Source organism: Pseudomonas sp. NGC7 (assembly GCF_047159675.1).
GTDB classification, from domain to species: domain Bacteria; phylum Pseudomonadota; class Gammaproteobacteria; order Pseudomonadales; family Pseudomonadaceae; genus Aquipseudomonas; species Aquipseudomonas kermanshahensis.
The window spans coordinates 3,352,658-3,379,316 of the sequence record NZ_BAAFZY010000001.1; the positions used below are offsets into that span (position 1 = coordinate 3,352,658).

Genomic DNA, 26,659 nt, shown 5'->3' on the forward strand with positions numbered 1-26,659 from the left:
CGCTGCACGCGCATTACGCCGCAGCACCTCAACCTAATCGACCTCGACCAGGGCACCCTTGACCGCATCGTCGCCTGCATCCCTGGCGGCGCGGCTAACGTGCAAGACATCTACCCACTGGCACCGCTGCAGCAGGGCATGCTGTTCCACCACGCCAGTGCCACCGACAGCGACCCGTACGTGATGCAGGCGCGTTTCGTGTTTGCCAGCGAGGCCCGCTTGCAGGCGTTTGCCGATGCGCTCCGTGGCGTGATTGCCCGCCACGACATCCTGCGCACCTCGGTGCAGTGGGAAGGGCTCGAAACGCCGGTGCAGGTGGTCTGGCGCCACGCTGACCTGCAGGTGGCGACGTTACCCGATAACGACCCCACGCGCGGCAGGCTCGACCTGACCCAGGCACCGCTAATCCGCCTGCTGCGTGAGGCCGAGCAGGCCGATGGCGCACTGACCGCCACCCTGCAGTTCCACCATATCGCCATGGACCACAGTGCCTTGGAGGTTGTGCGTCACGAACTGATCGCGTTTCTGGCTGGCGAGGGTGATCGGCTGGGCACCCCGGTGCCGTTTCGCAATTATGTGGCACAAGCCGTGCTGGGTATCAGCGAGGCCGAACACGAGGCGTTTTTCCGCGACATGCTGGGGGGGATCGACGCGTCGACCCTGGCCTACGGCATCCAGGATGTGCAAGGCGTGGGTGAGGCGCACAACGAGCACGCGCTCGACCTGCCACTAGCGCTGTGCCAGCAGCTACGCAGCCAGGCGCGTAGCCTGGGCGTGAGCGTCGCCAGCCTCTTCCACCTGGCCTGGGGCCGCGTGCTGGGCGGGCTGACGGGGCGCGAGCAGGTGGTGTTCGGCACAGTGCTGATGGGGCGCTTGCAGGGCGCCGAAGCCACCGACCGGGCGCTGGGGATTTTCATCAACACCCTGCCGGTACGCGTTGACTTGGACAGTGCTGACTTGCCGACGGCGATCCGCGCCACCCACCAGCGGCTGAGCGCATTGATGCGCCATGAACACGCGCCACTGGCCCTGGCCCAGCGGTGCAGCGGTGTGGCGGCGCCGGCGCCGCTGTTCAATGCCTTGCTCAACTACCGCCACAGCGCAGTGGACAGCACCCAGCCACGCCGTGCAGCCCTGGCCGGCATCGACATCGTCGAGTCTGCCGAGGCCACCAACTACCCCTTGACGCTCAGCGTCGACGACTTGGGCGAAGCATTTCGCCTGACCTTGCTGGCCAGCGCCGAAGTGCCGGCGCAGCGCGTCTGTGCTTACTTGCAGCAGACCCTCGAAAGCCTGGTGCAGGCACCGCAGTCGTCGGTCCTGGCGTTGGCCATGCTCCCCGACAGCGAGCGCGAGGAACTGCTGGAAGCGTTCAACCATTATCCGGCCCCCTATGAGCGGCAACTGACCCTGCACCAGCGCATTGCACACCGCGCCGAGTTGCACCCTGACGCCGTCGCCGCCACCTGTGACGGCGCGCGCTTGAGTTACGCCGAGCTCAACCGCCAGGCCAATGCCCTGGCGCAGCACCTGATCAACCTGGGCGTGCGGCCTGACGACCGCGTCGCCGTGGTGGCGCGGCGCAGCCTTCAGACGCTGGTGGGCTTGTTGGCGGTACTCAAGGCCGGAGCCGGTTACGTGCCGGTAGACCCCGCCCACCCGGATGAGCGCGTGCACTACCTGCTGAATGACAGCGGCCCGGTAGCGGTGCTGACGCAGCAGGCGCTGCGTGAGCGCCTGGGGGCTGTCGCGGTGCCGGTGGTGCTGCTCGATCAGCCGCACTGGCCTGTATGCGAGAGCGACCCGGTTGTGCCGGGGCTGAGCGCGTGCCACCTGGCCTATGTGATCTACACCTCCGGTTCCACCGGGCAGCCCAAGGGCGTGATGGTCGAGCACCAGACCGTCAACAACCTGGTCGACTGGCACTGCCGCGCCTTCGACCTGTGCCATGGCCGGCACACTTCGAGCCTGGCCGGTTTTGGTTTCGACGCCATGGCCTGGGAAGTCTGGCCGGCGTTGTGCGCCGGGGCCACGTTGCACCTGGCGCCGGCGTCGGAGGGCAACGACGACCTGGATGCCATGCTTGCCTGGTGGCAGGCGCAGCCCCTGGACGTGAGCTTCTTGCCGACGCCGGTGGCCGAGTATGCCTTCAACCATCAGCTCGAACACCCGACCCTGCGCACCCTGTTGATCGGCGGTGACCGCCTGCGCCAGTTCAACCGCACCCAGCGCTTTGCCGTGGTCAACAACTACGGCCCGACCGAAACCACGGTGGTGGCCAGCTCCGGCGCGGTGGAAGCGGGCGGTGCGCTGCACATCGGTCGGCCGGTCGATAACGCCCGTCTGTATGTACTCGACCCACACCTGCAGCCTGTTGCGCTGGGTGTGCCAGGTGAGCTGTACATTGGTGGCGCCGGGGTTGCCCGGGGCTACCTGAACCGCCCGGCGCTCACCGCCGAGCGCTTCCTGGACGACCCATTCGTCGCCCGTGGGCGCATGTACCGCACAGGCGACCTGGTGCGCTGGCTGGCGGACGGCACTCTGGACTACCTGGGGCGCAACGACGACCAGGTCAAGATACGCGGCGTGCGCATCGAACTGGGCGAGATCGAAAGCCGGCTGAACGCCCTGGCTGGCATCGATGAAGCCGTGGTGCTGGCCCGAGAGGACCAGCCCGGGCAGCCGCGCCTGGTGGCCTACTTCACTGCCCAGGCAGGCGTCGAACCGCTCACCCCAGAAGGCCTACGCAGCCAATTGCAGGCGCACCTGCCGGAATACATGGTGCCGGTGGCCTATGTCGAGCTGCCGGCGTTGCCGCTGACGGCCAACGGCAAACTCGACCGCCGCGCTTTGCCACGCCCGGAGCGCTCGGCGCTGTTCGAGCAGGGCTACGAGGCCCCCGAAGGGGCGTTGGAGCAGGCGCTGGCAACGCTATGGGCCGAGTTGCTGCACGTTGAGCGAGTCGGCCGTCGCGACCATTTTTTCAGCTTGGGCGGGCATTCACTGCTGGCGATGCGCATGGTCTCCCAGGTGCGCCTGCGCCTGGGTGTCGAACTGAGCCTGGCCGACCTGTTCGCCAACCCCGAGCTGGCCGCCGTGGCCGAGGTACTGGCCCACGCCGGGCGCAGTGAGCTGCCGGCGATACGCCCAGTGCCGCGCGATGCGCCGCTGCCGATGTCGTTCGCCCAACAGCGGCTGTGGTTCCTGGCGCAAATGGAAGGCGGTAACCAGGCTTACAATGTGCCGCTGGCCCTGGGCCTGCGCGGGGCACTGGATGCCGATGCGCTGGAAGCAGCCTTGCTGGGCATCATCGAGCGCCACGAGACCTTGCGCAGCCGCTTCGTACCACGCGATGACAGTGCCGAGGTGGTGCTGGCCGCCACCGCGGGTGCCGATTGGTTCCAGCGTGAAGACCTGAGCGTCGATGCGCTGCCCGCCCGCTTGCATGAAGCGGCCAGTGCGCCTTTCGACCTGGCCCACGGGCCGCTGTTGCGAGCGCGTTTGCTGCGTCTAGGCGCAGAACACCATGTGCTGGCCCTGACCGTGCACCACATCGTTGCCGACGGCTGGTCGCTGGGCGTGCTGACCCGCGAACTAAGCGCGCTGTATACGGCCTGCTGCCAGGGCCAGGATAATCCGCTGCCGGCCCTGGACATCCAGTACGGCGACTATGCCGTGTGGCAGCGCCGCTGGTTGGCCGGCGCCCAGTTGCAGCGCCAGGCCGATTACTGGCGCCAGGCCCTGGACGGTGCACCCAGCCTGCTCAAGCTGCCCAGTGATCGCCCACGCCCCGAACGCCAGGACTTTGCCGGCGCAAGCCTGCCACTGCAGTTGCAGCCCCGCCTGGCGGCTGGCCTGCGCAGCCTGGCCCAGCGCCACGGGGTAACCCTGTACATGGCCGTGCTCAGCGCCTGGGCCGCCGTGCTGACGCGGCTGTCCGGCCAGGGCGAAATCGTCATCGGTTGCCCTGTGGCGGGCCGCGGCCGTGCCGAGCTGGAGCCGCTGGTGGGCCTGTTCGTCAATACCCTGGCCGTGCGCATCGACACGGCTGCCGCACCAACGGCGCAAACCCTGCTGGAGCAGGTCCGTACGCGCGTGCTGGAGGCTCAGGCGCACCAAGACCTGCCATTCGAACAGGTGGTGGAAATCGTCCGCCCAGTGCGCAGCCTTGGCCACACCCCCTTGTTCCAGGCCACGCTCAACTGGCAGGCGATCGAAGGTGGCGCCTTGCAACTGCCGGGCCTGCGCCTGGAAGCCGTGGCCCAGGCCGGCCAGGTCGCCAAGTTCGACCTGACGCTCAACCTCGGCGAGTTCGGCGACACGCTGGCCGGCACCCTGGACTACGCCACCTCGCTGTTCGACGAAGCGACCGTGCGGCGCTATGTCGGCTACTTCGAGACCTTGCTCTGGGCCATGATCGGCGATGATCAACAGCCGCTGGCACAGGTGCCGTTGCTTGGCGACGCCGAGCGCCACACCCTGCTGCACAGTTTCAATGCCACGCAGCGCGATTACCCCCGTGACCTGGCCGTGCAGCAGCTGTTTGAGCAGCGCGTATCGCGCCATCCCCTGGCCGTGGCGGCAGTGCAGGGCGGCCAGGCGCTGTGCTACGGGGCACTTAACGAACGCGCCAACCGCCTGGCCCATTACCTGATGGGCGCAGGTGTGGCACCGGGTGCCTATGTGGCCGTGCTGCTGCCGCGCTCGTTGCACCTGCTGGTGGCGCAACTGGCTGTGCTCAAGTGTGGCGCGGTCTATGTACCGCTCGACATTCATGCCCCGACCGAGCGCCAGGCCTTCATGGTCGAGGATTGCCAGGCCACCGCGTTGCTGACGCTTGCTGGCACACCGGTTGAGTATGCGGTGCGGCGGGTCGACCTGGACCAACTGGTCCTCGATGACCAGCCTGGCCACAACCTTGGGGTGGCCCAGGACGCTGGCAGTGCGGCCTATGTGATGTACACCTCTGGCACCACAGGCAAACCCAAGGGCGTGTGCGTGCCGCACCGGGGTATTGCGCGGTTGGTGCTGAACGAGCGGTATGCCGGGTTGCTGGCCAGCGACCGCATCGCTTTCGCTTCCAACCCGGCGTTCGATGCCAGCACCCTGGAAGTGTGGGGCCCGTTGCTCAATGGCGGGCAGGTGCGAGTGATCGACCACCGCACGCTGGTCGACCCAGCGCTTTTCGCGAAGGCGCTGGCGGAGCAGGGCATCACCGTTCTGTTCTTGACCACGGCGTTGTTCAACCAGTACGTGCAGTTGATCCCCGAGGCCCTGGCCGCGCTGCGCGTGCTGATCAGCGGCGGTGAGCGTGCCGAACCTGCAGCCTTCCGCACGCTGCTGCACAAAACACCTGGGCTGCGCCTGCTCAATGGCTACGGGCCCACCGAAACCACCACGTTCGCAGTGACCTGCGAAGTGCGTGAATTGGCGCCCGACGCAGCCCAAGTGCCGATTGGCCGGCCGATCGGCAATACCCAGGTGTATGTGCTGGACGCCTGGCAACAGCCCGTGCCGCAAGGCGTGGTCGGTGAACTGTATATCGGCGGCGACGGCGTGGCGCTGGGTTACCTGAACCGCCCAGAACTGACGGCGCAGCGGTTTATCGATGACCCGTTCAGCCCGCAGCCGGGCGCTCGGCTGTACCGCACCGGCGACCTGGTGCGCTGGCAGGCCGACGGCCAACTGGAGTGCCTGGGGCGCAATGACGACCAGGTCAAGATTCGCGGTTACCGGATCGAGCTGGGCGAAATCGAGCAACAGTTGGCACTGGCACCGGGTGTCGGTGAAGTCGTGGTGATGGCTGTGCCGAACGAGCAGGGCCCACTGCGGCTGGTGGCCTGGTTTACCCGGCACGAGGCCCCAGTGGAGGCCGCTGACCTGCGTGCCTTCTTGCGTGGGCGCTTGCCGGATTACATGGTGCCTACCGCTTTTGTGGCATTGCCGCGGATGCCACTGAACAACAATGGCAAGGTTGATCGCCAGGCCTTGCCGGCGCCGGCACCTCAGGACCTGGCGGTGACAGCGTACGAAGCACCGGAAGGCGAGCGCGAGCAGGCGCTGGCCACGTTGTGGGGCGAACTGCTGCACCTGGAACGCGTCGGGCGACACGACCGCTTCTTCGAATTGGGCGGCCATTCACTGCTGGCGATGCGCATGCTGGCCCAAGTTCGCCAACGCCTGGGGCTGGAGCTGGCATTGGGCGACCTGTTTGCCGATGACAGCCTGGCAGCGGTGGCCGCCTGCCTTGCGCGTGACGGCGACACCTTGCCGGCTATCCAGCCGGGCCCGCGTGACGGTGCTTTACCGCTTTCGTTCGCCCAACAGCGGCTGTGGTTTCTGGCGCAGATGGAGGAAGCCAGCGCGGCCTATCACATTCCCCTGGCCCTGCGCCTGGAGGGCCGTATGGACTCTGGGGCGCTGGAGCGCGCGTTAAGGCGCCTGGTCGAGCGCCATGAAAGCCTGCGCAGCCATTTTGTCGAACAGGAAGGCGAGCCGCAGGTGGTGCTGGCAACCGGTAGCGAAGGCTTCCTGTTTGGCCGGGACCTTTGCCAGGGCCTGGATGAAGCCGCCATTGCGGCGCTGATCCGCCAGGAGGCGAGCCAACCCTTCGTGCTTAGCCGCGACCTGCCGGTGCGTGGGCGCCTGCTGCAGCTGGCCGAGGACCACCACCTGCTACTGCTGACCTTGCACCACCTGGTGGCCGACGGTTGGTCGCTGGGGGTGTTGGTGCGCGAGCTTGGCGAGTTGTACCAAGCCTTCAGTTGCGGTGGCGACGACCCCTTGCCGGCCTTGCCCGTGCAGTACATCGACTATGCCTTGTGGCAGCGGCGCTGGCTGAGCGGCGATGCGCTGCGCCAACAGGCGGATTACTGGGTTGGCCAGCTGGCCGGGGCACCGGCGCTGCTCAGCTTGCCTTGGGATCACCCACGGCCAGAGCGTCAGCAGTATGCCGGTGACAGCGTCGCGCTGAGCCTGGACCCGCGCCTGAGTGCCGAGCTCAAAGCCGTGTGCCGGCGCCATGGCGTCACGCCTTACATGCTGTTCATGGCGGCTTGGGCAGTGTTGTTGAGCCGGCTTGCCGGCCAGGATGAAGTGGTGATCGGCTCGCCGGTAGCCAACCGCAGGCAGGCTGAAGTGGATGGCCTGGTCGGCATGTTCGTCAATGCCATGGCGTTGCGCGTGGACACCTCGGGGGCACCGGATGTGGCCACGCTGCTGGCCCGGGTAAAGGCCGTGGTGCTGGGCGGGCAGGCGCATCAGGACTTGCCGTTCGAGCAGGTGGTCGAGTTGCTGCGCCCGCGCCGAAGCCTTGCGCATACGCCGCTGTACCAGGCCACCCTGGACTGGGACGCCAGCCCGGAGCGCCAGGCGCTGCAATTGGCCGACCTGTCGGTGAGCGCAGTGAGTGTGCCTGCGTGCATTGCCAAGTTCGACCTGAGCCTGAGCCTGGGTGAGCGCGCCGAAGGTTTTGCCGGCGGTATCGTGTTTGCCACAGCCCTGTTCGAACGCTCGACCATCGCGCGTTATGCGGGGTATTTCGAACAACTGCTGTGGGCCTTCGGGGAGAGCGATCGGGCCATTCCGGGCCATGTCGGGTTGCCGGATGCCGATGAGCGCAAGCGGTTGCTGCAGGGCTTTAACGACACGGCGGTGGATTATGACCTTGAGCAGACCCTGCACGGGATGATCGAGGCGCAGGTGTTGCGTACGCCGGATGCGATCGCGGTTAAAGCCGAAGAAGGGGTACTGAGCTATTGCCAGCTGAATGAGCAGGCCAACCGATTAGCGCACCAGCTGATTGAACTGGGTGTAAAACCTGATGATCGGGTAGCGATCTGCGTTGAACGTGGGCTGTCGATGGTGGTTGGCCTGCTGGCCATCCTCAAATCTGGTGGCGCATATGTGCCGGTTGACCCCGATTACCCAGCGGAGCGCGTACGGCATATGCTGAGTGACAGCGCGCCGGTGGCGGTGCTGGTGCATAGCGCTACGCGGCACGTACCGGGTTCGGCCCAGGTTATCGACCTCGATCAGCCGACCTGGAACGCCCAGCCGTGCAGCAACCCAGTTGTCACCAACTTGACCCCGCGTCACCTTGCTTACGTGATCTACACCTCAGGTTCCACCGGCTTGCCGAAGGGTGTGATGAACGAGCATGCCGGCGTGGTCAATCGACTGCTTTGGATGCAAGACGCCTATAACCTCGGCGCTGAAGACGTGGTCTTGCAGAAGACCCCATTCAGCTTCGACGTATCGGTATGGGAATTCCTCTGGCCGCTGCAAACTGGCGCACGTCTGGTCATGGCGCGCCCCGGCGGCCATCGCGATCCGGAGTACCTGCGTCAGGTGATCCGCAGCGAAAACGTCACCACCTTGCACTTCGTGCCCTCGATGCTGGATGTGTTCCTGGCCCACGGCCAAATATCGGCAGATGGTCTCAAGCGCGTCTTGTGCAGCGGCGAAGCCTTGCCAGGCAGCCTTGTCCGACGCTTCCACGCGCAGTTACCAACTGCCGAATTGCACAACCTGTACGGCCCGACCGAAGCAGCGGTGGACGTGAGCGCCTGGCACTGCGTGACGGCACCGGACAACACCCCCATCGGCAAACCGATCGCCAACACCACGCTGTACATACTCGACAGCCAAGGCCAGCCGGTCCCGCAAGGCGTGGCCGGCGAGCTGTTCATCGGCGGCGTGCAGGTCGCCCGAGGCTACCTGAACCGCGCCGAACTGACCGCCGAACGCTTCCTCGACGACCCGTTCAGCACCCCCCCTGGTGCACGCCTGTACCGCACCGGCGACCTGGCGCGGCACCTGGCCGATGGCAACATCGAGTACCTGGGCCGTAACGACGACCAGGTCAAAATCCACGGCTTGCGCATCGAACTGGGCGAAATCCAGGCCAGCCTGACGCGGATAGAGGGGGTCAAGGAGGCCGTGGTGATCGCTTATGAGCAGCAGTTACTCGCTTACTACACGGGCGAGTCGTTCCCTGTGGAGGCGCTGCGCTCGGCATTGCTCGGGCGCCTGCCGACCTTCATGGTGCCGGCGCTGTTCGTCCACCTGCAGGCACTGCCCCTGAGCCCCAACGGCAAGCTCGACCGCAAGGCTTTGCCATTACCGGATAGCGAGACCCTGAAGAACCGCGAGTACCAAGCGCCAGAAGGTGAAACCGAAACCCTGTTGGCAACGATCTGGTCCGAACTGTTGGGCGTGGAGCGGGTAGGGCGGCACGACAACTTCTTCGAGCTGGGCGGCCACTCCCTGGCGGCAATCCGGCTGGTCGACAAGATGACCAAGGCGGGCCTGAAGGTGGCCATCAACGATGTGTTCCAGCACCCCAGCGTAGCGTTGCTGGCGGCCAGGCTCGGCAGCCCTGACGCTGCGCACCGCGGGGTGATCCGGGTGCGTGCAGGGGGCAGCCAGACGCCGCTGTTCCTGGTTCACGAATTCACCGGCCTGGATTTCTACTTCCCGGTGCTGGGCCAGCACCTACCCGGTGATTTCGCGCTCTATGGACTGCCCGGCATCCCGGCCGATCAACCGCAGCCACAGACGCTCGAGTGCCTGGCCCGCTACCAGATCGAACAGATGCGCAGCGTGCAGCCACAGGGGCCGTATCGCCTGGCAGGCTGGTCGTTCGGTGGGGTAGTGGCCTTCGAAATGGCTAACCAATTGCTGGGTGTGGACGAGGAGGTCGAATTCCTCGGCTTGATCGACACCTATGTGCCGCGCCTGGCCGACCAGGGCAAGGCGCGCTGGGAGGGACCACGGGCACTCGAACGGCAGTTGCTGTTGAACTGCAGCACGTTCTGGCGCACGCAAGGCCCGGCAGGCGCCGACAAGCTGGCACGCCTGCAGCAATTGGAGGCCGGTCAGGCCGATTTTGCCACGCTGGTCGCCAGCTGCCGCGAGCACCAGTTGCTCTATGGGCTGTGGGCGAGCATGACCGACGCGCAACTGCTGCACTACTTCACCCGTGAACTGGCGCACGGCCATGCGCTGGCGCATTACCGCCCTTCACCGTTGAGCGTGCCGGTGCACCTGCTGCGCGCCGAACAGGGCAGTGACAGCCAGTCGACTCTGGGCTGGCGCGAGACCCTGCCGTCCCAGGCCCTGGTCCTTCTGGGCGTGCCGGGGGACCACCGCAGCATGATGCAGGCGCCCCAGGTGGCCGCGCTCGGTCAGGCGCTTGGCCAGCTACTGGGCAGTGTGCATAGCACGAACAGCACCAAGGCAGCGGCTTATCAGCCTTTGGTGGCGATCCAGACCGGTCAGCACGGGCATGCACCGTTGTTTTGCGTGCCGGGGGCTGGCGACAGCGTCACCAGTTTCATAGGCCTGGCCGAGGCCCTGGGCCCGGACTGGCCGCTGTACGGCCTTCAGGCGCGGGGGCTGGACGGCTGCTCGGTGCCGCACACTTCGGTGGAGGCTGCTGCCGATTGCCATGTGCAGGCCATCGAGGCGCTTTATCCGCAAGGGCCGCTGAACCTGGTCGGGCATTCGTTTGGCGGCTGGGTAGCACATGCCATGGCTACCCGGTTCGAGGCCAAGGGCCGGCAGGTGCGTTCATTGACACTGATCGACAGCGAAGCGCCGGGTGAGGGCGGCACCTGTGGACAGCCCTACACCCTGGGCGAAGCCTTGCAGCGGCTGATCGAGGCTTTGCAGCTGTCCACCGGCAAAACCCTGGGTATTGACCCACGCGCCTTTGCCGAGGCCAGCGACGACCAGCAGTTGAGCCAGTTGCACGCGGCCATGGTGCGGGTCGGATTACTGCCGGCGCGGTCGCAGCCAGGGGCGCTGGACGGCACCGTACGGACCTTCGCCACGGCGTTGCGCACGGCCTACCGGCCAACGTTGAGCTACCACGGGCCGGTCGGCCTGGTACTGGTGGATGACCCGGGCCTGGATGCCTTGGGCAATGCCCGCGAGCATGCCGCCATGCAGGCCGGTTGGCAGCAACTGATGCCCACGCTTGCGCTGTGGCAGGGGCCGGGTGACCACTTCAGCATCCTCAAGGTGCCGGATGTGTTCAGCCTGGCGGCCTGGTGGCACGACGGGCAGGCGCTGCACCACGGCAAGGTTACCCCTTAAAGATGGGCCTTCCCGGCCCCACTGGGGCCGGGTCATGCGAACCCGAAGAGATAGTGAGTGTTCATGGAAAAGTCCAGATTCCGCAAATTCAGCCTCGGCATCGCCGTGGCTTTGGTCGCCGGCATCACGCTGTATGCCGTTCAGGCCCCGGCCAAACCGCCGCAGTACATCACCGCCACGGTCGAACGTGGCGATATCGAGAACGCCGTGTTGGCCACCGGCACGCTGCAGGGCATCAAGCAAGTTGACGTCGGCGCCCAGGTGTCGGGCCAGTTGCGTTCGTTGAAGGTCAAGCTGGGTGACAAGGTCACCGAGGGCCAGTGGCTGGCCGAAATCGACCCGCTGGTGCTGCGCAATACCTTGCGCCAGGCTGAGGTCGACGAGGACAAATTGCAGGCCGAGCGCCGTTCTAGCCTGGCCCAGCTCAAGCAGGCCAGGCGGGTGTATGAGCGCTATCGCGAACTGCAGGCCGACGAATCGGTATCGCGCCAGGACTTCGAGAACGCCGAGTCCGAATACGAGGTGCAGCAGGCCGCCGTGCGCTCGCTCGATGCGCAAATCCAGAGTGCCCGGGTCGAGATCGACACGGCCAAGGTCAACCTGGGCTACACCCGTATCAATGCACCGATCAACGGCCATGTGGTGGGCATCGTCACGCAAGAAGGGCAGACCGTGATCGCCAACCAGTTGGCGCCCGTGCTGCTCAAGCTGGCCGACCTCGACACCATGACCGTCAAGGCGCAGGTGTCGGAAGCCGATGTGATCCACATCAGCCCAGGCCAACCGGTGTACTTCACCATCCTCGGTGAAGACAAACGCTACTACGCCAAGCTGCGCGGCACCGAACCGGCCCCGCAGAACTACGCGCAAAGCACCGACAACAGCGATGGCAGCGCCACGAAACCCAATGGCGCGGTGTTTTACAACGCCCTGTTCGAGGTGGCGAACCCCGAGCACCGCCTGCGCATCTCGATGACCGCGCAGGTGCACATCGTGCTCGACACGGCCGAAGGCGTGCTCACTGTGCCGGTGGCCGCCCTGGGCGCGCGCAATGGCGACGGCAGCTTCCCGGTACGGGTGCTCGATGCCAAGGGCTTCGCCCAGGTGCGCAACGTGCAGGCGGGGATCAACAACAACGTCAAAGTGCAGATCAAGGATGGCCTGGCCGAAGGTGACCGTGTGGTGATCGGCGAACCGGTGTCTGGCGAAGCAGGGGCGTGAGCATGAACATGAATGTCGAGCTGAGCGCACACAGCGCCGTTGCCTGCAGCAACGGCGAGCCGTTGTTGCGCCTGCAGGGGGTCAGCCGCAGTTTTCTGGCCGGCGACCGCGAGTTCCTGGCGCTGAAGGGTATCGATCTGCAGATCCACAGTGGCGAGTTGGTGGCGATCATCGGCGCCTCCGGGTCCGGCAAGTCCACATTGATGAACATCCTCGGCTGCCTGGACAACGCCAGCAGTGGCAGCTACCAGGTCGGCGGGCAAGAGACGCGCACGCTGGACGACGATGCCCTGGCGGCGTTGCGCCGCGACCATTTTGGCTTCATCTTCCAGCGCTACCACCTGCTGCCGCACCTGGATGCCCTGCACAACGTCGAGATTCCAGCAGTGTATGCCGGCACTGCGCACGGGCAACGCCACGACCGGGCACGTGAGCTGCTCACGCGCTTGGGGCTTGCCGGGCATCTGGAACACCGCCCCAGCCAGTTGTCCGGCGGGCAGCAGCAGCGGGTGAGTATCTGCCGGGCGCTCATGAACGGTGGCCAGGTTATCCTCGCCGACGAGCCGACCGGTGCGCTGGACACGGCCAGCGGCAAAGAGGTGATGAATATTCTGCTGGAGCTGCACGCAGCCGGGCACACGGTGATCCTGGTGACCCACGACCCCAAGGTCGCCGCGCATGCCGAACGGGTCATCGAGGTCAGCGACGGTCAGATCGTCAGCGACCGGCGCACGGGCACTGCAGCCATGCCCACCCCGGTGGCCGAGCCGGCACCGGCCGCCTCGCCGGCAAGGCGCCTGGTCGCCAGCCTGGGGATGTTCCGCGAGGCCTTCAAGATGGCCTGGATCGCTTTGATCTCGCACCGCATGCGCACCTTGTTGACCATGCTCGGGATTGTCATTGGCATCACCTCGGTGGTGTCCATCTCGGCCATCGGCGAAGGGGCCAAGGGCTACGTGCTCAAGGACATCCAGGCAATTGGCAGCAATACCATCGATATCTATTCGGGCAGCAACTTCGGAGACAGCCGGGCGAAGACCATCGAAACCCTGGTGCCCGCCGACGTCACGGCGCTCAACGCGCTGTACTACGTCGACAGCGCCACCCCGGTGATCGGCCAAAGCACCTTGGTGCGCTACCGCAACCTCGATGTCGATGTGCAGCTCAATGGCGTCAGCGAACACTACTTCCAGGTGCGCAACATTCCCGTGGCCGCCGGTATTGTGTTCAGTGCCGAGGACGCACGGCGCCAGGCCCAGGTGGTGGTGATCGACCACAACACCCGCAAGCGCCTGTTCGGCCCCAACGTAGATCCGCTGGGGCAGGTGATCCTGGTGGGGAACCTGCCGTGCACGGTGATCGGCGTCACCGCCGAGAACAAGAACCTGTTCGTCGCCAGCAACCAGCTGAATATCTGGGTGCCGTACGAGACTGCTGCTGGCCGCGTGCTTGGCCAACGCCACTTGGACAGCATCAGCGTGCGCATCAAGGACGGCGTGCCCAGCAAACGGGTCGAAGAGGAGGTGACCAAGCTGATGCTTCAACGCCATGGCACCAAGGACTTTTTCACCAACAACCTCGACAGCATCATGCAGACCGTGCAAAAGACCAGCCGCTCGCTGACCCTGCTGCTGTCGCTGATCGCGGTGATTTCGCTGGTGGTGGGCGGTATCGGGGTGATGAACATCATGCTGGTGTCGGTGACCGAGCGTACCCGCGAGATCGGCATTCGCATGGCGGTGGGGGCACGGCAGTCGGACATCCGTCAGCAGTTTCTGGTGGAGGCGGTGATGGTCTGCCTGTTTGGCGGGTTGGTCGGTATTGGCTTGTCGTACGGCATCGGCTACCTGTTCGAGTTGTTCGTCAAACAGTGGGAGATGGTGTTCTCACCGGCGTCGATCGTGATGGCGTTTGCCTGTTCGACGTTGATTGGGGTGGTGTTCGGCTTTGTGCCAGCGCGCAACGCGGCCCGGCTTGACCCGATCGAGGCGCTGGCGCGGGATTGAGGTGCTCTGTACCTCAACCCTTGTAGGGGCAGCCTTGTGCTGCGAAGAGGCCGGTAATAGCAACGAAGATTCACGGTGATATCACCGGCCTCTTCGCAGCACAAGGCTGCTCCTACACAGTGATTCGTGCCCAAGCGGGAATTACAAGATCAAACTGCCGTATACATCCAGCGCATCAACGAATGCCGCCCGCTGATACCCAGCTTGATCGCCGCCCGGCGTAAATAGCTTTCGACCGTATTCACCTTCAACTCCAGCCGCTCGGCCTGCTCCGGTGCGGTATGCCCGGCCAGCAGGCCAAGGCACACCTGACGCTCCCGTTCGGACAGCTTCAGCCCCGATTGCGCCAGGCGGTCGAGAAAACGCTGTTCGAGGCTCTCTTGCGTGGCGCGCTCGGCGGCGGGTTGCAGGGCATCGATGTGCTTTTCCAGCATCGGCAACAGCAGGGGCGAGATGTCGTCCAGGCGGTTGCGTTCGAAGGCGGAGAAGCCGTAGGTGGAGTCAGCGCGCAGCACCTGGATTTCGTAGCGGGCGTCGCCTTTGCGGCGAATCAGGTGCAAGCGCGTCGGGTCGCTGCAGTCCCTGCTTGGCTGCACGTCCGAGGAAAATACAGTCTCGTTGATCACGGGCGCGTTGGCGTCAAAGCCGGCCGGGGCCACGGGCAGCAGGCGTATGTGCGTGGCGTCGATGGTCAGGTGGGCCTGGATCAGGTCGTGCAGCATGCGCGGGAATTGGCGGCTGCCGGTGCTGGCAATGACTTTGCCGATTTGTGGGTAGAGCAGGTGCGAATTCATCGTGTCGTCCATGAGGTCCGGTGGTGCAATTTCCCGTCTGGCTGTTGGCCCGCATCCTGGGCCGCATTCGGGAGGTGATGGGTATCCTAGTACAACGATTGAGTGACGGTTAAATGAAGTGGCGATAGTGGCATAATAATGGCTTCTATGGCAGGCGACTGCTGTGGCGCGGGTTGTCGGGTATGATGCTGGCCTCCATCATCTTCAAGAGGCCTGCCCCATGTCCCTGAGTGCTGAACAGATTGGCGAATTCCGCGCCTTTGCCGAGCAGTTGGCCGATGCCGCCGCTGTGGCGATCACGCCGTATTTCCGTGCCAGCCTGGACGTCGAGGACAAGGGCGGGCGGTTGTACGACCCGGTGACGGTGGCCGACAAGGCGGCTGAAGATGCCATGCGCGCGCTGATCCAGGCGCGCTATCCCGAGCACGGTATTTTGGGTGAAGAGCAGGGCGTGGCAGTGGGCACCAGCCCCTTGACCTGGGTACTCGACCCGATCGACGGTACCCGCGCGTTCATCACCGGCTTGCCGCTGTGGGGCACCTTGATTGCCTTGAACGATGGCACGCGTCCGCGGGTAGGGGTAATGAACCAGCCTTTTACCGGCGAACGCTTCGTCGGCACCCCGGAAGGGGCCTGGCGCAGTGGCACGCCGCTGAAAACCCGTGCCTGCGCCGACCTGGCCTCGGCCACGCTGATGTGCACCACCCCGGACATGTTCGACACCGCAGCGCGCAAGGCAGCGTTCGAGACCGTGGCCGGCAAGGCTCGGCTGATGCGTTACGGCGGCGACTGCTATGCCTATTGCATGCTGGCGTCGGGCTTTGTCGATGTGATCGTGGAGGCGAGCCTGCAGCCGTATGACGTGCAGGCCTTGATGCCGATCATCGAAGGGGCGGGCGGTGTGATCACGGCCTGGGATGGCAGCTCGGCGCAGCATGGTGGGTGTGTGGTGGCCTGTGGTGACCCGGCGTTGCATGCGCAGGTAGTGGAGATGTTGCGTCACGCCATGTGACATCGCACTTTTTCGGTTTCTTGGGCTCTATGCTTGGCCAGGCTGCACTGATCCCCGGTGTGGCCGCCGAATATCGACCCGGTGCCGATGGTTGCAAGCCCTTCCAGAATAGTCCCCGGCCTGCTGTTGGCAGGCGCCCTGACGTGCCTGTGCGCCTGTACCCAAGAGCAGGGCCGTGACATCGTCAGCCAGTTCGGCAACGGCAAGCCCAGCGAGCTGTTCCAGACCAGCGTCGACCGCCTGGCGACACTGTCGATGCGCGACAACCTGCAGAGCTTGTACCTGCTGATGAACAAGCTGTACCTGCGCAACCCCAACCAGTGGAAGATGTCTGGCTACGTCGATGCCGCCACGGCCGAGCGGCAGATCCGGATAGCCATCGAACAGCGCCAACCGTTGGCACAGTTGGGCAATCGCCGCGACCTTGCCGCCTTGAGTTACGCACTGAGCCCCGAGTTTCGCGGGGACCGGGTCGGCGCGTTCATCTATGCCATCGGCAGCATGCTGATTACCGCCCATGGCGGGCGCACCGAGTTCTACATGACGGACACCATCGACCCGCTGTTCGTCAACAACGCGGCACGCAATATCGAGAAAGCCACCTGGATGCTTAGCCAGCGGCAGGATGCCAACGGCGTGCTGTTGCTGTTCTCCAACGAGATTTCGGAGGAGGGCAGCAACCTGAGTTTCGCCGTCGAGTTCGGCAAGATCGTGGCGCGGCTGGATTTGCTGGCAGAGCTGCTGGACGAGCGCTATCGGCGGATAGGGCTCAATTATGCGCAAAGCCTGTTGTTGATGAATTTCTTGCCGGTGCAGTGACCCGGGCCTTAACTGGTGGCCGTCAGCAACGGCTGAAACTCCGCCAACAACCAGTCGCGCAACCGTCGGCAACTGGCGTCATGTTCCTTGTCTTCGTTGAAGGCCAGGAAATGGAAGGTGTCCTTGAGCACCAACTGCTGTTCGACCGGCCGCACCAGCAAGCCTTGCTCCACCAGCGGGCCCACCAGGTGGTGCCAACCCAATGCCACGCCCTGGCTACTCAGGGCAAGCTGCACCAGCAGGTTGTAGTCATTGGCATTGAAGAAATGCGGCGCCGTGCTGGCACGGCTCTTCAGGTCGACGTCATGGAACGCCAACCAGACATTCCAGTCGACGTGCTCGGCCACCTGTGAGCGCCCATAGGGGCTGAGGTTGAGCAGCGAGCCGTCGCGAATCCCTTCCAAGGTAGCCAGCTGTGGGTGCTGTGCCAGGTATTGCGGGCTGCATACCGGGTAGACCACATCATGGTTGAGCGGGTGGCAGCTGTAGCCGGCCTGGATCTTGCCCAGCTTGGTGATGTAGATGTCCGGCCGTACGCCAGGCTCCATCGACAGGAAGTTCTGGGTGGTCACCAGGTTGATGTCGATGTCCGGGTTTTGCTCGAAGAACTTCGGCATCCGTGGCCCCAGCCACAGGGCGGCAAACGCTGGCGAGCAGCACAGGGTAACCACGTGCTTGGGGTTGATGTTGCTGCGGATTCGCTCGGCCGCCTGGGAGATGTTGACGAACGATAACTGCACCGCATCGAAGAAGATTGAACCCGCCACGGTCAGCTCTACCGCGCGGCCGACACGGGTAAACAGTTCGGCACCCAGGTAGGTTTCCAGCTCACGGATCTGCCGGCTCACGGCAGCCTGGGTGACGCACAGGGCCTCGGCGGCACGGGTGAAATTCTGGTATTTGGCGGCCGCGACGAAGACTTTGACCGCGCGCAGCGAAGGCATCTTGATCAAGGTCTGATCGGGTTCGGAGTGTCTGACCATGTCGGTAGGGTTCAGGTCCTGTGTAGGAGCAGCCTTGTGCTGCGAAAGGGCCCTTACCGGCATCCCATAACCAGTGTATGAGCGGGCCTCTTCGCAGCACAAGGCTGCTCCTACAAAGGGCGGGGCGGGTTAGGGCCTTGATTGATAACTTCAGGTAATGATTAGCGCCCTGCAAATGTCGTTGGACCCACCCTGGGCCAAGGCATAACGTAAATCCTACGGCGCGACATTGAAACATCGATGTCGAATAACTTTTTGAAGCAGGACTTTCTGCGTGCCGGTGTTGACTCACGTTCGCTCTTGAACGGACTGCCAAACGTACTCGCACTGATCTACCCGCCTTACCGAACAGTGCGATGTTGATAGATTGGTTAATAAGCATAATAACGAGGGTCGTATGAGCCATGCCGATGAGATTCTTTCGGTAAACAACATCTTCAAAGTGTTCGGCCCCAACCCGAACATGGCCATGGAGATGCTCCGCAAGGGCGCCGACAAGAACGAAATCTTCAGCAAGACCGGCCACGTCGTCGGCGTGTTCGATGCAAGCTTCTCCGTCAAACGTGGCGAGATCTTCGTCATCATGGGCCTGTCGGGCTCGGGCAAGTCGACCATGGTGCGGCTGTTCAACCGCCTGATCGAACCCACCGCCGGCAGCATTCACCTCAACGGCCGCGAAATCACCGGCCTGTCCGATAAAGCCCTGCTCGATGTGCGCCGCAAGGAAATGGGCATGGTGTTCCAGTCCTTCGCCCTGATGCCGCACATGAGCGTGCTGCAGAACACCGCCTTCGGCCTGGAAATTGCCGGCGTTGCCGAGGCCGAACGCCACCGCCGTGCCCGCGAGGCGCTGAGCCAGGTCGGCCTGGCCGGTCACGAGCACAGCTACCCGCACCAGCTGTCCGGCGGCATGCAGCAGCGCGTGGGCCTGGCCCGGGCGCTGGCCAACGACCCGACCATCCTGTTGATGGACGAAGCCTTCTCGGCCCTTGACCCGCTGATCCGCAACGAGATGCAGGGCGAGCTGATGCGCCTGCAGGCCGAGCAGCAGCGCACCATCCTCTTCATTTCCCACGACATCGAGGAAGCCATCCGCATCGGCCATCGCATCGCGATCATGGAGGGCGGCCGGGTGGTGCAAATCGGCACTCCACAGCAGCTGATCAACCAGCCGGCCAACGATTACGTGCGCGCGTTCTTCAAGACCTTCAACAGCCGCTGCCAGTGTTCCAGCTTGGCCAACAGCACGCCGTTGCAGTCCCTGAGCCGCCACTGACCCCCGCGAGGTTTGCCCCATGTCCGAATTCAGCCTGCTCGACCCGTTCCAGGCGGCCACCATCCCCCTGGGCGACTGGGTCACCGCTACCCTCAACTTCCTCGTGCACAACTTCCGTGAGGTGTTTCGCGCCATCCGCTGGCCGATCGACCAGGTGCTCAACGGCATCGAGTTCACCCTGCAGAGCATCCCGCCCACCATTGGCATCCTGCTGTCGTCCTTGCTCGGCTGGCAGCTGGCGGGCAAGCGCATGGCGCTGCTGTGCTTCGTCACCCTGACCCTGCTGGGGCTGATCGGCGTGTGGTCGGAGTCGATGACCACCTTGGCGCTGGTGCTCACTTCGGTGTTTTTCTGCGCGGTGATCGGCATCCCGCTGGGCATTGTCTGCGCCCGCAGCAACCGCCTGGAAAGCATTATCCGCCCCGTGCTCGATGCGATGCAGACGCTGCCGGCGTTCGTCTACCTGGTGCCGGTGGTGATGCTGTTCGGCATCGGCAACGTGCCGGGCGTGCTGGTGACCATCGTGTTTGCCCTGCCGCCGCTGGTGCGCCTGACCAACCTGGGCATCCGCCAGGTGCCGGAAGACAAGATCGAAGCGGCCCGCGCCTTTGGCTGCACGCCGCGCCAGATGCTGACCCGCGTGCAGCTGCCGCTGGCCACCTCGACCATCATGGCCGGGCTCAACCAAACCCTGATGCTGTCGCTGTCGATGGTGGTGATCGCCTCGATGATCTCGGTCGGCGGCCTGGGCCAGATGGTGCTGCGCGGCATCGGCCGGCTGGACATGGGCCTGGCTACCGTCGGTGGCATGGGGCTGGTGCTGTTGGCGATCTTCCTCGACCGACTGACCCAAGCCATGGGCGCGCGCACCAATGCCGACCCGAGCCTGCGCTGGTACCACACCGGGCCCGTGGGTGCGGTGCTGCGCCTATGCGGCTCAGGGCACGCTGCCGGGCGGCGCAAGACCGCCTGACGCGAACACATTCGTACTGCCGCACACGACATAAAAACCAGAAGAAGGTACGCGACGATGTTGGAATCCAAGTTCTCCCGCAGCATCCTGCAAGGCGCCAGCGCGCTGGCCCTGGTAATCGCCTCGCTGTGCGCCAACGCCTCGGCCGACAAGCCGGGCGAGGGCGTGAAGGTAACGCCGATCTTCCCCTCCATCGCCGAAGAGCGCTTCCGTGGCGAAGTCGCCATGGAAGGCCTGCGCGAGCTGGGCTACAAGGTCCAGGAGCCTAAGGAAACCGAGTACGGCGTGATGATGGTGGCCCTGGCCAACGGCGATGCCGACTTCACCGTGCACCTGTGGGACAAGCTGCATGACAAGTTCTACCAGCAGGCCGGCGGCGATGACGTGATGGTCAAGGCCGGCGACATCATGCCTGGCGTGCTGCAGGGCTACCTGATCGACAAGAAGACCGCCGAGCAGTACCACATCAAGTACATCACCGACCTGAAGAAGCCGGAGATCGCCAAGCTGTTCGACACTGACGGCAACGGCAAGGCCAACCTGACTGGCTGCAACCCTGGCTGGGGCTGCGAGCTGATCATCTCGCACCACATCAAAGCCTATGACCTGGACAGCAGCGTGCACGTCGACCAAGGCTCGTACTTCGCGCTGATGGCGGACACCATCACCCGCTACAAGGAAGGCAAGCCGATCCTGTACTTCACCTGGGTGCCACAGTGGATCTCCACCGTGCTGGTTGAGGACAAGGACGTGGTTTGGCTGGAAGTACCGAAGACCGACCTGCCGGATGGCAACAACGATGTCGACACGATGTACAAGGGCAAGAACCTGGGCTTTGCGGTCGACAAGGTAGAGGCGGTGCTGAACAAGGAATTCGCCCAGGAAAACCCGGCAGCCACCAAGTTCCTGTCGCTGATGCAGATCACCACGGCGGACGAGAGCGCGCAGAACCTCAAGATGCAGCAAGGTGAGAAAAAACCTGCTGACATCACCCGCCATGCCAAAGAATGGGTTGCGGCGCATCGCCAGCAGTTCGACGCGTGGCTGCAAGCGTCGCGCGCTGCGGCGACACAGGCCAGCAAGTAACCTGTTCCATCGGTGAGCGCTTCTTCGCGGGCAAGCCCGCTCCCACAGGGTTCGTGCCAGCGTTGGGTTTGCGCGCTGCCTGTAGGCGCGCTTGCTCGCGAAGAAGCCAACGCGATTTTTGCAGTTGAGTCAAAGCCATGAGCCATTTCGAAAGCACCCTCAAGAACGCCAACCTGGCCCACCTGGACACCGCAGGCCGTACCTCGCTGTCGATGCCGTGCCAACGCGTCGCCTTCGTGTTACGTGAGCATTTCTCCATGATGGCCTTTACTGCGGCCATGGACACCCTGGTCACCGCCAACCTGATGAGCGCCACGCCACTGTTCCAAATCCAGGTAGTGGGTGATGGAGCACAGGTCATGAGCGACCTGGGCATCGCTTTGCCGGTCAACACGCCACTGGCCGAACTCGATGTGCAGGTGCTAGATACCCTGTTGGTATGCGGTGGGTTTCGGGTGCGCCTCGAAAGCGCACCGCTGCTGCGCGCCAAGCTGCGCCAGGCCGACCAGCATGGCTGCCAGCTGGGTGGTCTATGGAACGGCACCTACTTTCTGGCTGAAGCGGGCCTGCTCAATGACCACGACTGCGCCTTCCACCCCGATGGCCGGGCGATGATGAGCGAGCTGTTCCCCAAGGTACGTGTCAGCCGCCAAGCCCATGTGTTGGATGGTCGGCGCCTGAGTTGCGCAGGGGCTAGCAGTGCCCTGGACATGATGCTGGCCTTGCTCGAACACAGGGGTGGCAACGGGTTGCGCCGGGCGGTGGAGCAGATGCTGGCCTGCGATCGCGCACGGGTGATGAGCGATGCCCCGGCCACTGCAGCGGACATCGACCCCAGCCTGCCCAAGGGCATACGCTTGGCCCTTGAGCTGATGCATGCGAATATCGAAGACCCGATCGGCATCGACGAAATCGCCGAACATGCAGGCTTGTCGCGTCGGCACCTGGAGCGGCTGTTCCGCCGCCATGTACAGGCGACACCGCCGCGCTACTACCTGGAATTGCGCCTGACCCATGCCCGGCAGTTGCTGCAACACACCAGCAAGTCTTTGACCGAAGTGGCCGTGGCCAGCGGCTTTGTCAGTTTTCCGCATTTCTACCGGCGTTTTCGTGAGCTGTTCGCCGTTGCGCCGCGCCAGTTTCGGGCGAGGAGCCAGGGGTGGGCAGGGCGGCAGGAGATAGCGATACCGTAAAAATGAAATAGTGTTCGATAATCGCACGGTTAGCCGTGCCCTATTGTCCGCTATCCGCCCACGATTCCAATGGTCGCATTGCCCAATCCCCGCCTTTTTGCTTAGTGTGTGCCTATTCACCGGCTGTCGCCTGCCTCTGTATCCAGCGACCAGCCCGATAGAATAACCGTGATCGACCGCAACCACCGGCCGCAAGGCCCGTAGGAAGCGGCGCCCAGAACAATAACGAAACCGAGTGCCTTGCCTATGGAAAGCCGCCTGCTGAGCGAGCGCAGTAGCGTGTTTCACCACGCCGACCCTTATGCTGTGTCCGATTATGTGAACCAGCACGTGGGCCAGCACTGCATCGGTTTGTCGCGCACCACCCACCCCCAGGCCAGCCTTAGCCACCGCAAGTTCGCCGAACTCGACCTGTGCCGTATCAGCTACGGCGGCAGCGTGCGCGTCACCTCGCCTGCGTTGGAAACCATCTACCACTTGCAAGTGTTGCTCAACGGCAACTGCCTGTGGCGCGGGCCCCAGCGTGAGCATCACTTGGTGCCGGGCGAGTTGTTGCTGATCAACCCAGACGACCCGGTTGACCTGACCTACTCGGAAGACTGCGAGAAATTTATCCTCAAGGTGCCGACCCGGCTGCTCGATTCGATCTGCGAAGAACAACGCTGGCATCGCCCGGATGGCGGCGTGCGGTTCCTGCGTAACCACTACCGGCTGGAAGAGTTGGACGGCTTCGTAAACCTGCTGGCGATGGTGTGCCATGAAGCCGAGGTGAATGAGTCGTTGCCGCGGGTGCAGGGGCATTACAGCCAGATTGTGGCCAGCAAACTGCTGACCTTGATGAGCACCAACATTCGACGCGAAAGCCTGAGTGCACCGGCGGCTAGCCTGGAGCGGATTCTGGATTACATCGAGCGCAACCTGAAGCTGGAGCTGTCGGCTGAGGTGCTGGCGGAGCAGGCCTGCATGAGCGTGCGGTCGCTGTATGCGCTGTTTGATCGGCACCTAGCTACCACGCCTAAGCATTATGTGCGGCAACGCAAGCTGGAGCGGGTGCAGGCGTGTTTGAGTGATGCCACGTGTGGGGTGCGGAGTGTGACGGAGCTTGCTCTGGATTACGGCTTCCTGCATTTGGGGCGGTTTTCCGAGGTGTACCGGCAGCAATTTGGTGAGCTGCCATCGCAGACCTTCAAGCGACGCAGTTAAGCGGAGCCGTGCTTCGTACCTGTTATTTCTGCCAGTTGCGGGCGGATTGGCGCGGATCCACCATTTGCCTTCATGGATAAAATGGTGGCACTTATGTCTACTTTGCAGCAGTTGTATTTTTACTCGCCGGAGGGTCTGGCGATGGTCAAATATCCTGGTACGCAGGCATCGACTATGTTGCGCGCCGCAGAGCAGGTGCTCGCCCAGAAAAAAGATGAACAAGTTGCGATGTGCTCAAGTGACCTGCAGGGTTCGATCATAGGGCTCACGGGTGATAAAACGTCTTATTCGATTCAGTACACGCCTTACGGCCATGACGCTGACATCGTGGATGCCCCTTTGCTGCGATTCAACAGTCAGCGGAAAGTATCCGTCACAGGGCACTACTTATTAGGGCAGGGATACCGTGGGTTTAACCCTGTTCTGATGAGGTTCAATAGCCCCGACAATCTGAGCCCATTCGGTGTGGGAGGGCTCAATTCTTACACATACTGTGGTGGGGACCCTGTTAACAATACTGATCCCAGTGGTCATAAGGGCGTTCGGAAGCAAAATAAAACTGGCATTAGGCCTGATACAGGAAACACTAAAAGTGGGGATACTATCAATCCAGATTATTCACGGGCGCGTTCTCATGTTGTGAGCGAGGATGTTGTAGCTACAGTTAACGAGCTGGGCCGCAATAATGGGAGCCAATTGCAGAGAATTGTTGATGCTCCGATATGGTCTAAAGGAGACTATTTAGTGGTGGAGGGGAGTATTTTAACACTGTCCAAGAATTACGGAGAAACACTCAGCACGAACGCCCAAGTATCGACTACAGCGAGCAACTTTCACAATCCCCTGGCGGAGCAACAGCGTAGAATATGGGAGGCGCTTAAGTTTCTTACTCCGCTTCACGTTAAAATGAAAGCAGCCGAGGACATCCCTCGTATTACCAGTTGGCTCCATGACCCCAAACGGCTGGTTCCAAAAGTGCGAGATCCCGACAAAGCTGGATAACACTCTGCACAATCCGGATAGTCCCCCACCCGTCGAATCCCTAACCTGACCCGGTCTGAACAATAACAATGGAGACCCTGGCCATGTCCCTGGGATTCGACTACCTCAATGCCATGCTCGAAGACGACCGTGAACAGGGCATCTACCGCTGCAAGCGCGAGATGTTCACCGACCCACGCCTGTTCGACCTGGAGATGAAGCACATCTTCGAGGGCAACTGGATCTACCTGGCGCACGAAAGCCAGATCCCCGAGAAAAACGACTTCCTCACCCTGACCATGGGGCGCCAGCCGATCTTTATCGCGCGCAACAAGGATGGGGTACTCAATGCCTTCCTCAATGCCTGCAGCCACCGCGGCGCCATGCTGTGCCGGCACAAGCGCGGTAACCGTGCCAGCTACACCTGCCCATTCCATGGCTGGACCTTCAACAACAGCGGCAAACTGCTCAAGGTCAAAGACCCGAGCAACGCCGGCTACCCCGACAGTTTCAACTGCGACGGCTCCCACGACCTGACCAAGGTCGCGCGCTTCGAGTCGTACCGGGGCTTTCTGTTCGGCAGCTTGAATGCCGATGTGAAACCGCTGGTAGAGCACCTGGGCGAGTCGGCCAAGATCATCGACATGATCGTCGACCAGTCGCCCGAAGGCCTGGAAGTGCTGCGTGGCGCCAGTTCGTATATCTACGAAGGCAACTGGAAGCTCACCGCCGAGAACGGCGCCGACGGCTACCACGTCAGCTCCGTGCACTGGAACTACGCCGCCACCCAGAACCAGCGCAAACAGCGCGAGTCGGGTGACGAGATCAAGACCATGAGCGCAGGCGCTTGGGCCAAGCAGGGCGGGGGCTTCTATTCCTTCGACCATGGCCATCTGCTGCTGTGGACCCGTTGGGCCAACCCAGAAGACCGCCCAGCCTACGAGCGCCGTGACCAACTGGCCGCCGATTACGGCCAGGCACGCGCCGACTGGATGATCGAGAACTCGCGCAACCTCTGCCTGTACCCCAACGTGTACCTGATGGACCAGTTCAGTTCGCAGATCCGTATTGCCCGGCCGATTTCGGTGAACAAGACCGAAATCACCATCTACTGCATCGCGCCCAAAGGCGAGAGCGCTGACGCCCGTGCCAAGCGCATCCGCCAGTACGAGGACTTCTTCAACGTCAGCGGCATGGCCACCCCGGACGACCTTGAAGAGTTCCGCTCGTGCCAGACCGGCTACGGCGGCGGCACCGGCTGGAACGACATGTCCCGCGGCGCTGCCCACTGGGTCGAGGGCGCTGACGAGGCGGCCCAGGAAATCGAGCTCAAGCCGCTGTTGTCAGGCGTGCGCACCGAGGACGAAGGCCTGTTCGTGCTGCAACACAAGTACTGGCAGGACACCATGATCCAGGCGCTCAAGGATGAACAGCAACTGATCCCCGTGGAGGCCGTGCAATGAGCCTCTACGAAACCGTGCGCGACTTCCTCTACCGCGAAGCGCGCTACCTGGACGACGCCGAATGGGACCAGTGGCTGGAGCTGTACGCAGCCGATGCCAGCTTCTGGATGCCGTCCTGGGACGATGACGACCGCCTCACCGAAGACCCACAAAGCGAAATCTCGCTGATCTGGTACGGCAACCGTGGTGGCCTCGAGGACCGGGTGTTCCGCATCAAGACCGAGCGCTCCAGCGCGACCGTGCCGGACACCCGTACCTCGCACAACATCAGCAACATCGAGATCGTTGAGCAGGGCGAGGGTTACTGCCAGGTGCGCTTCAACTGGCACACCCTGAGCTTTCGCTACAAGACCACCGACAGCTACTTCGGCAGCAGCTTCTACACCCTCGATTTGCGCGGCGAGCAGCCGTTGATCAAGGCCAAGAAGGTGGTCCTGAAGAACGACTACGTGCGTCAGGTCATCGACATCTACCACATCTGAACCGAGGTAACGCGAGCCGCCCGGTGTGCCGCATGGCGCGCCGCGGGCAGGCTCGCCCGCGAGGTGC

15 protein-coding genes (1 of these 15 only partly in view) are annotated in these 26,659 nt (G+C 63.5%); 13 read left to right on the plus strand and 2 right to left on the minus strand.

Annotation, left to right across the window (positions count from 1 at the left end):
* The 3 genes from ACMCNM_RS15085 to ACMCNM_RS15095 form a co-directional block, all read left to right on the plus strand.
* Positions 1 to 11,100 carry the 3' portion of an amino acid adenylation domain-containing protein gene (locus ACMCNM_RS15085; protein WP_412764779.1) on the plus strand. It extends 225 nt beyond the left edge of the window, so only the last 11,100 of its 11,325 coding nucleotides appear in the window; its start codon lies off the left edge, out of view; the stop codon is at positions 11,098 to 11,100.
* Positions 11,101 to 11,163: 63 nt separating this feature from the next.
* Complete coding sequence (macA, locus tag ACMCNM_RS15090) at positions 11,164 to 12,321, plus strand: macrolide transporter subunit MacA (protein ID WP_186702583.1); 1,158 nt, start codon at positions 11,164 to 11,166, stop codon at positions 12,319 to 12,321.
* Between the two features lie 2 nt (positions 12,322 to 12,323).
* Positions 12,324 to 14,327: a MacB family efflux pump subunit gene (locus ACMCNM_RS15095; RefSeq protein ID WP_412764780.1), complete on the plus strand. Its 2,004-nt coding sequence runs from the start codon at positions 12,324 to 12,326 to the stop codon at positions 14,325 to 14,327.
* A gap of 149 nt (positions 14,328 to 14,476) precedes the next feature.
* On the opposite strand, the gene ACMCNM_RS15100 is transcribed toward ACMCNM_RS15095, so the two are convergent.
* A complete protein-coding gene (locus tag ACMCNM_RS15100) occupies positions 14,477 to 15,121 on the minus strand; it encodes a helix-turn-helix transcriptional regulator (protein ID WP_412764781.1) in 645 nt (214 codons plus the stop codon).
* A gap of 220 nt (positions 15,122 to 15,341) precedes the next feature.
* Here ACMCNM_RS15100 and hisN point away from each other — a divergent pair, with 220 nt between their 5' ends.
* Entirely contained in the window at positions 15,342 to 16,133 is a 792-nt protein-coding gene (hisN, locus tag ACMCNM_RS15105) for a histidinol-phosphatase (RefSeq protein ID WP_085273361.1), read from the plus strand.
* A gap of 87 nt (positions 16,134 to 16,220) precedes the next feature.
* Positions 16,221 to 16,952 carry a hypothetical protein gene (locus ACMCNM_RS15110; protein WP_027596802.1) on the plus strand — a complete coding sequence of 244 codons (732 nt, stop codon included), beginning with the start codon at positions 16,221 to 16,223 and terminating at the stop codon, positions 16,950 to 16,952.
* Between the two features lie 8 nt (positions 16,953 to 16,960).
* Here the strand turns inward: ACMCNM_RS15110 and ACMCNM_RS15115 are convergent, their stop codons facing one another.
* Positions 16,961 to 17,935 carry a LysR family transcriptional regulator gene (locus tag ACMCNM_RS15115; RefSeq protein ID WP_186676930.1) on the minus strand — a complete coding sequence of 325 codons (975 nt, stop codon included), beginning with the start codon at positions 17,933 to 17,935 and terminating at the stop codon, positions 16,961 to 16,963.
* A gap of 397 nt (positions 17,936 to 18,332) precedes the next feature.
* Between ACMCNM_RS15115 and ACMCNM_RS15120 the strand changes: the two genes are divergently transcribed.
* From ACMCNM_RS15120 to benB, 8 genes are all read left to right on the plus strand, one after another.
* The gene (locus tag ACMCNM_RS15120; protein WP_412764782.1) at positions 18,333 to 19,211 is read left to right on the plus strand and encodes a quaternary amine ABC transporter ATP-binding protein; all 879 of its coding nucleotides are present in this window, start codon (positions 18,333 to 18,335) and stop codon (positions 19,209 to 19,211) included.
* Positions 19,212 to 19,230: 19 nt separating this feature from the next.
* Positions 19,231 to 20,184, plus strand: coding sequence for a glycine betaine/L-proline ABC transporter permease ProW (proW, locus tag ACMCNM_RS15125; RefSeq protein WP_099429412.1), 954 nt, complete (start codon positions 19,231 to 19,233; stop codon positions 20,182 to 20,184).
* Between the two features lie 57 nt (positions 20,185 to 20,241).
* Positions 20,242 to 21,270, plus strand: a complete 1,029-nt coding sequence (proX, locus tag ACMCNM_RS15130) for a glycine betaine/L-proline ABC transporter substrate-binding protein ProX (protein WP_412764783.1) — start codon at positions 20,242 to 20,244, stop codon at positions 21,268 to 21,270.
* A gap of 137 nt (positions 21,271 to 21,407) precedes the next feature.
* Positions 21,408 to 22,463, plus strand: coding sequence for a GlxA family transcriptional regulator (locus tag ACMCNM_RS15135; protein WP_412764784.1), 1,056 nt, complete (start codon positions 21,408 to 21,410; stop codon positions 22,461 to 22,463).
* Positions 22,464 to 22,709: 246 nt separating this feature from the next.
* Positions 22,710 to 23,666 (plus strand): benABC operon transcriptional activator BenR, encoded by a 957-nt coding sequence (benR, locus tag ACMCNM_RS15140; RefSeq protein WP_412764785.1) that lies wholly within the window; start codon positions 22,710 to 22,712, stop codon positions 23,664 to 23,666.
* A gap of 93 nt (positions 23,667 to 23,759) precedes the next feature.
* On the plus strand, positions 23,760 to 24,668 hold the full coding sequence (locus ACMCNM_RS15145; RefSeq protein ID WP_412764786.1) for an RHS repeat-associated core domain-containing protein: 909 nt from the start codon (positions 23,760 to 23,762) through the stop codon (positions 24,666 to 24,668).
* A gap of 83 nt (positions 24,669 to 24,751) precedes the next feature.
* Entirely contained in the window at positions 24,752 to 26,110 is a 1,359-nt protein-coding gene (benA, locus tag ACMCNM_RS15150; RefSeq protein ID WP_085274399.1) for a benzoate 1,2-dioxygenase large subunit, read from the plus strand.
* Complete coding sequence (gene benB / locus ACMCNM_RS15155) at positions 26,107 to 26,592, plus strand: benzoate 1,2-dioxygenase small subunit (RefSeq protein WP_027595427.1); 486 nt, start codon at positions 26,107 to 26,109, stop codon at positions 26,590 to 26,592. Before benA ends, benB begins: the two co-directional genes overlap by 4 nt.
* The last annotated feature ends 67 nt before the right edge of the window (positions 26,593 to 26,659 follow it).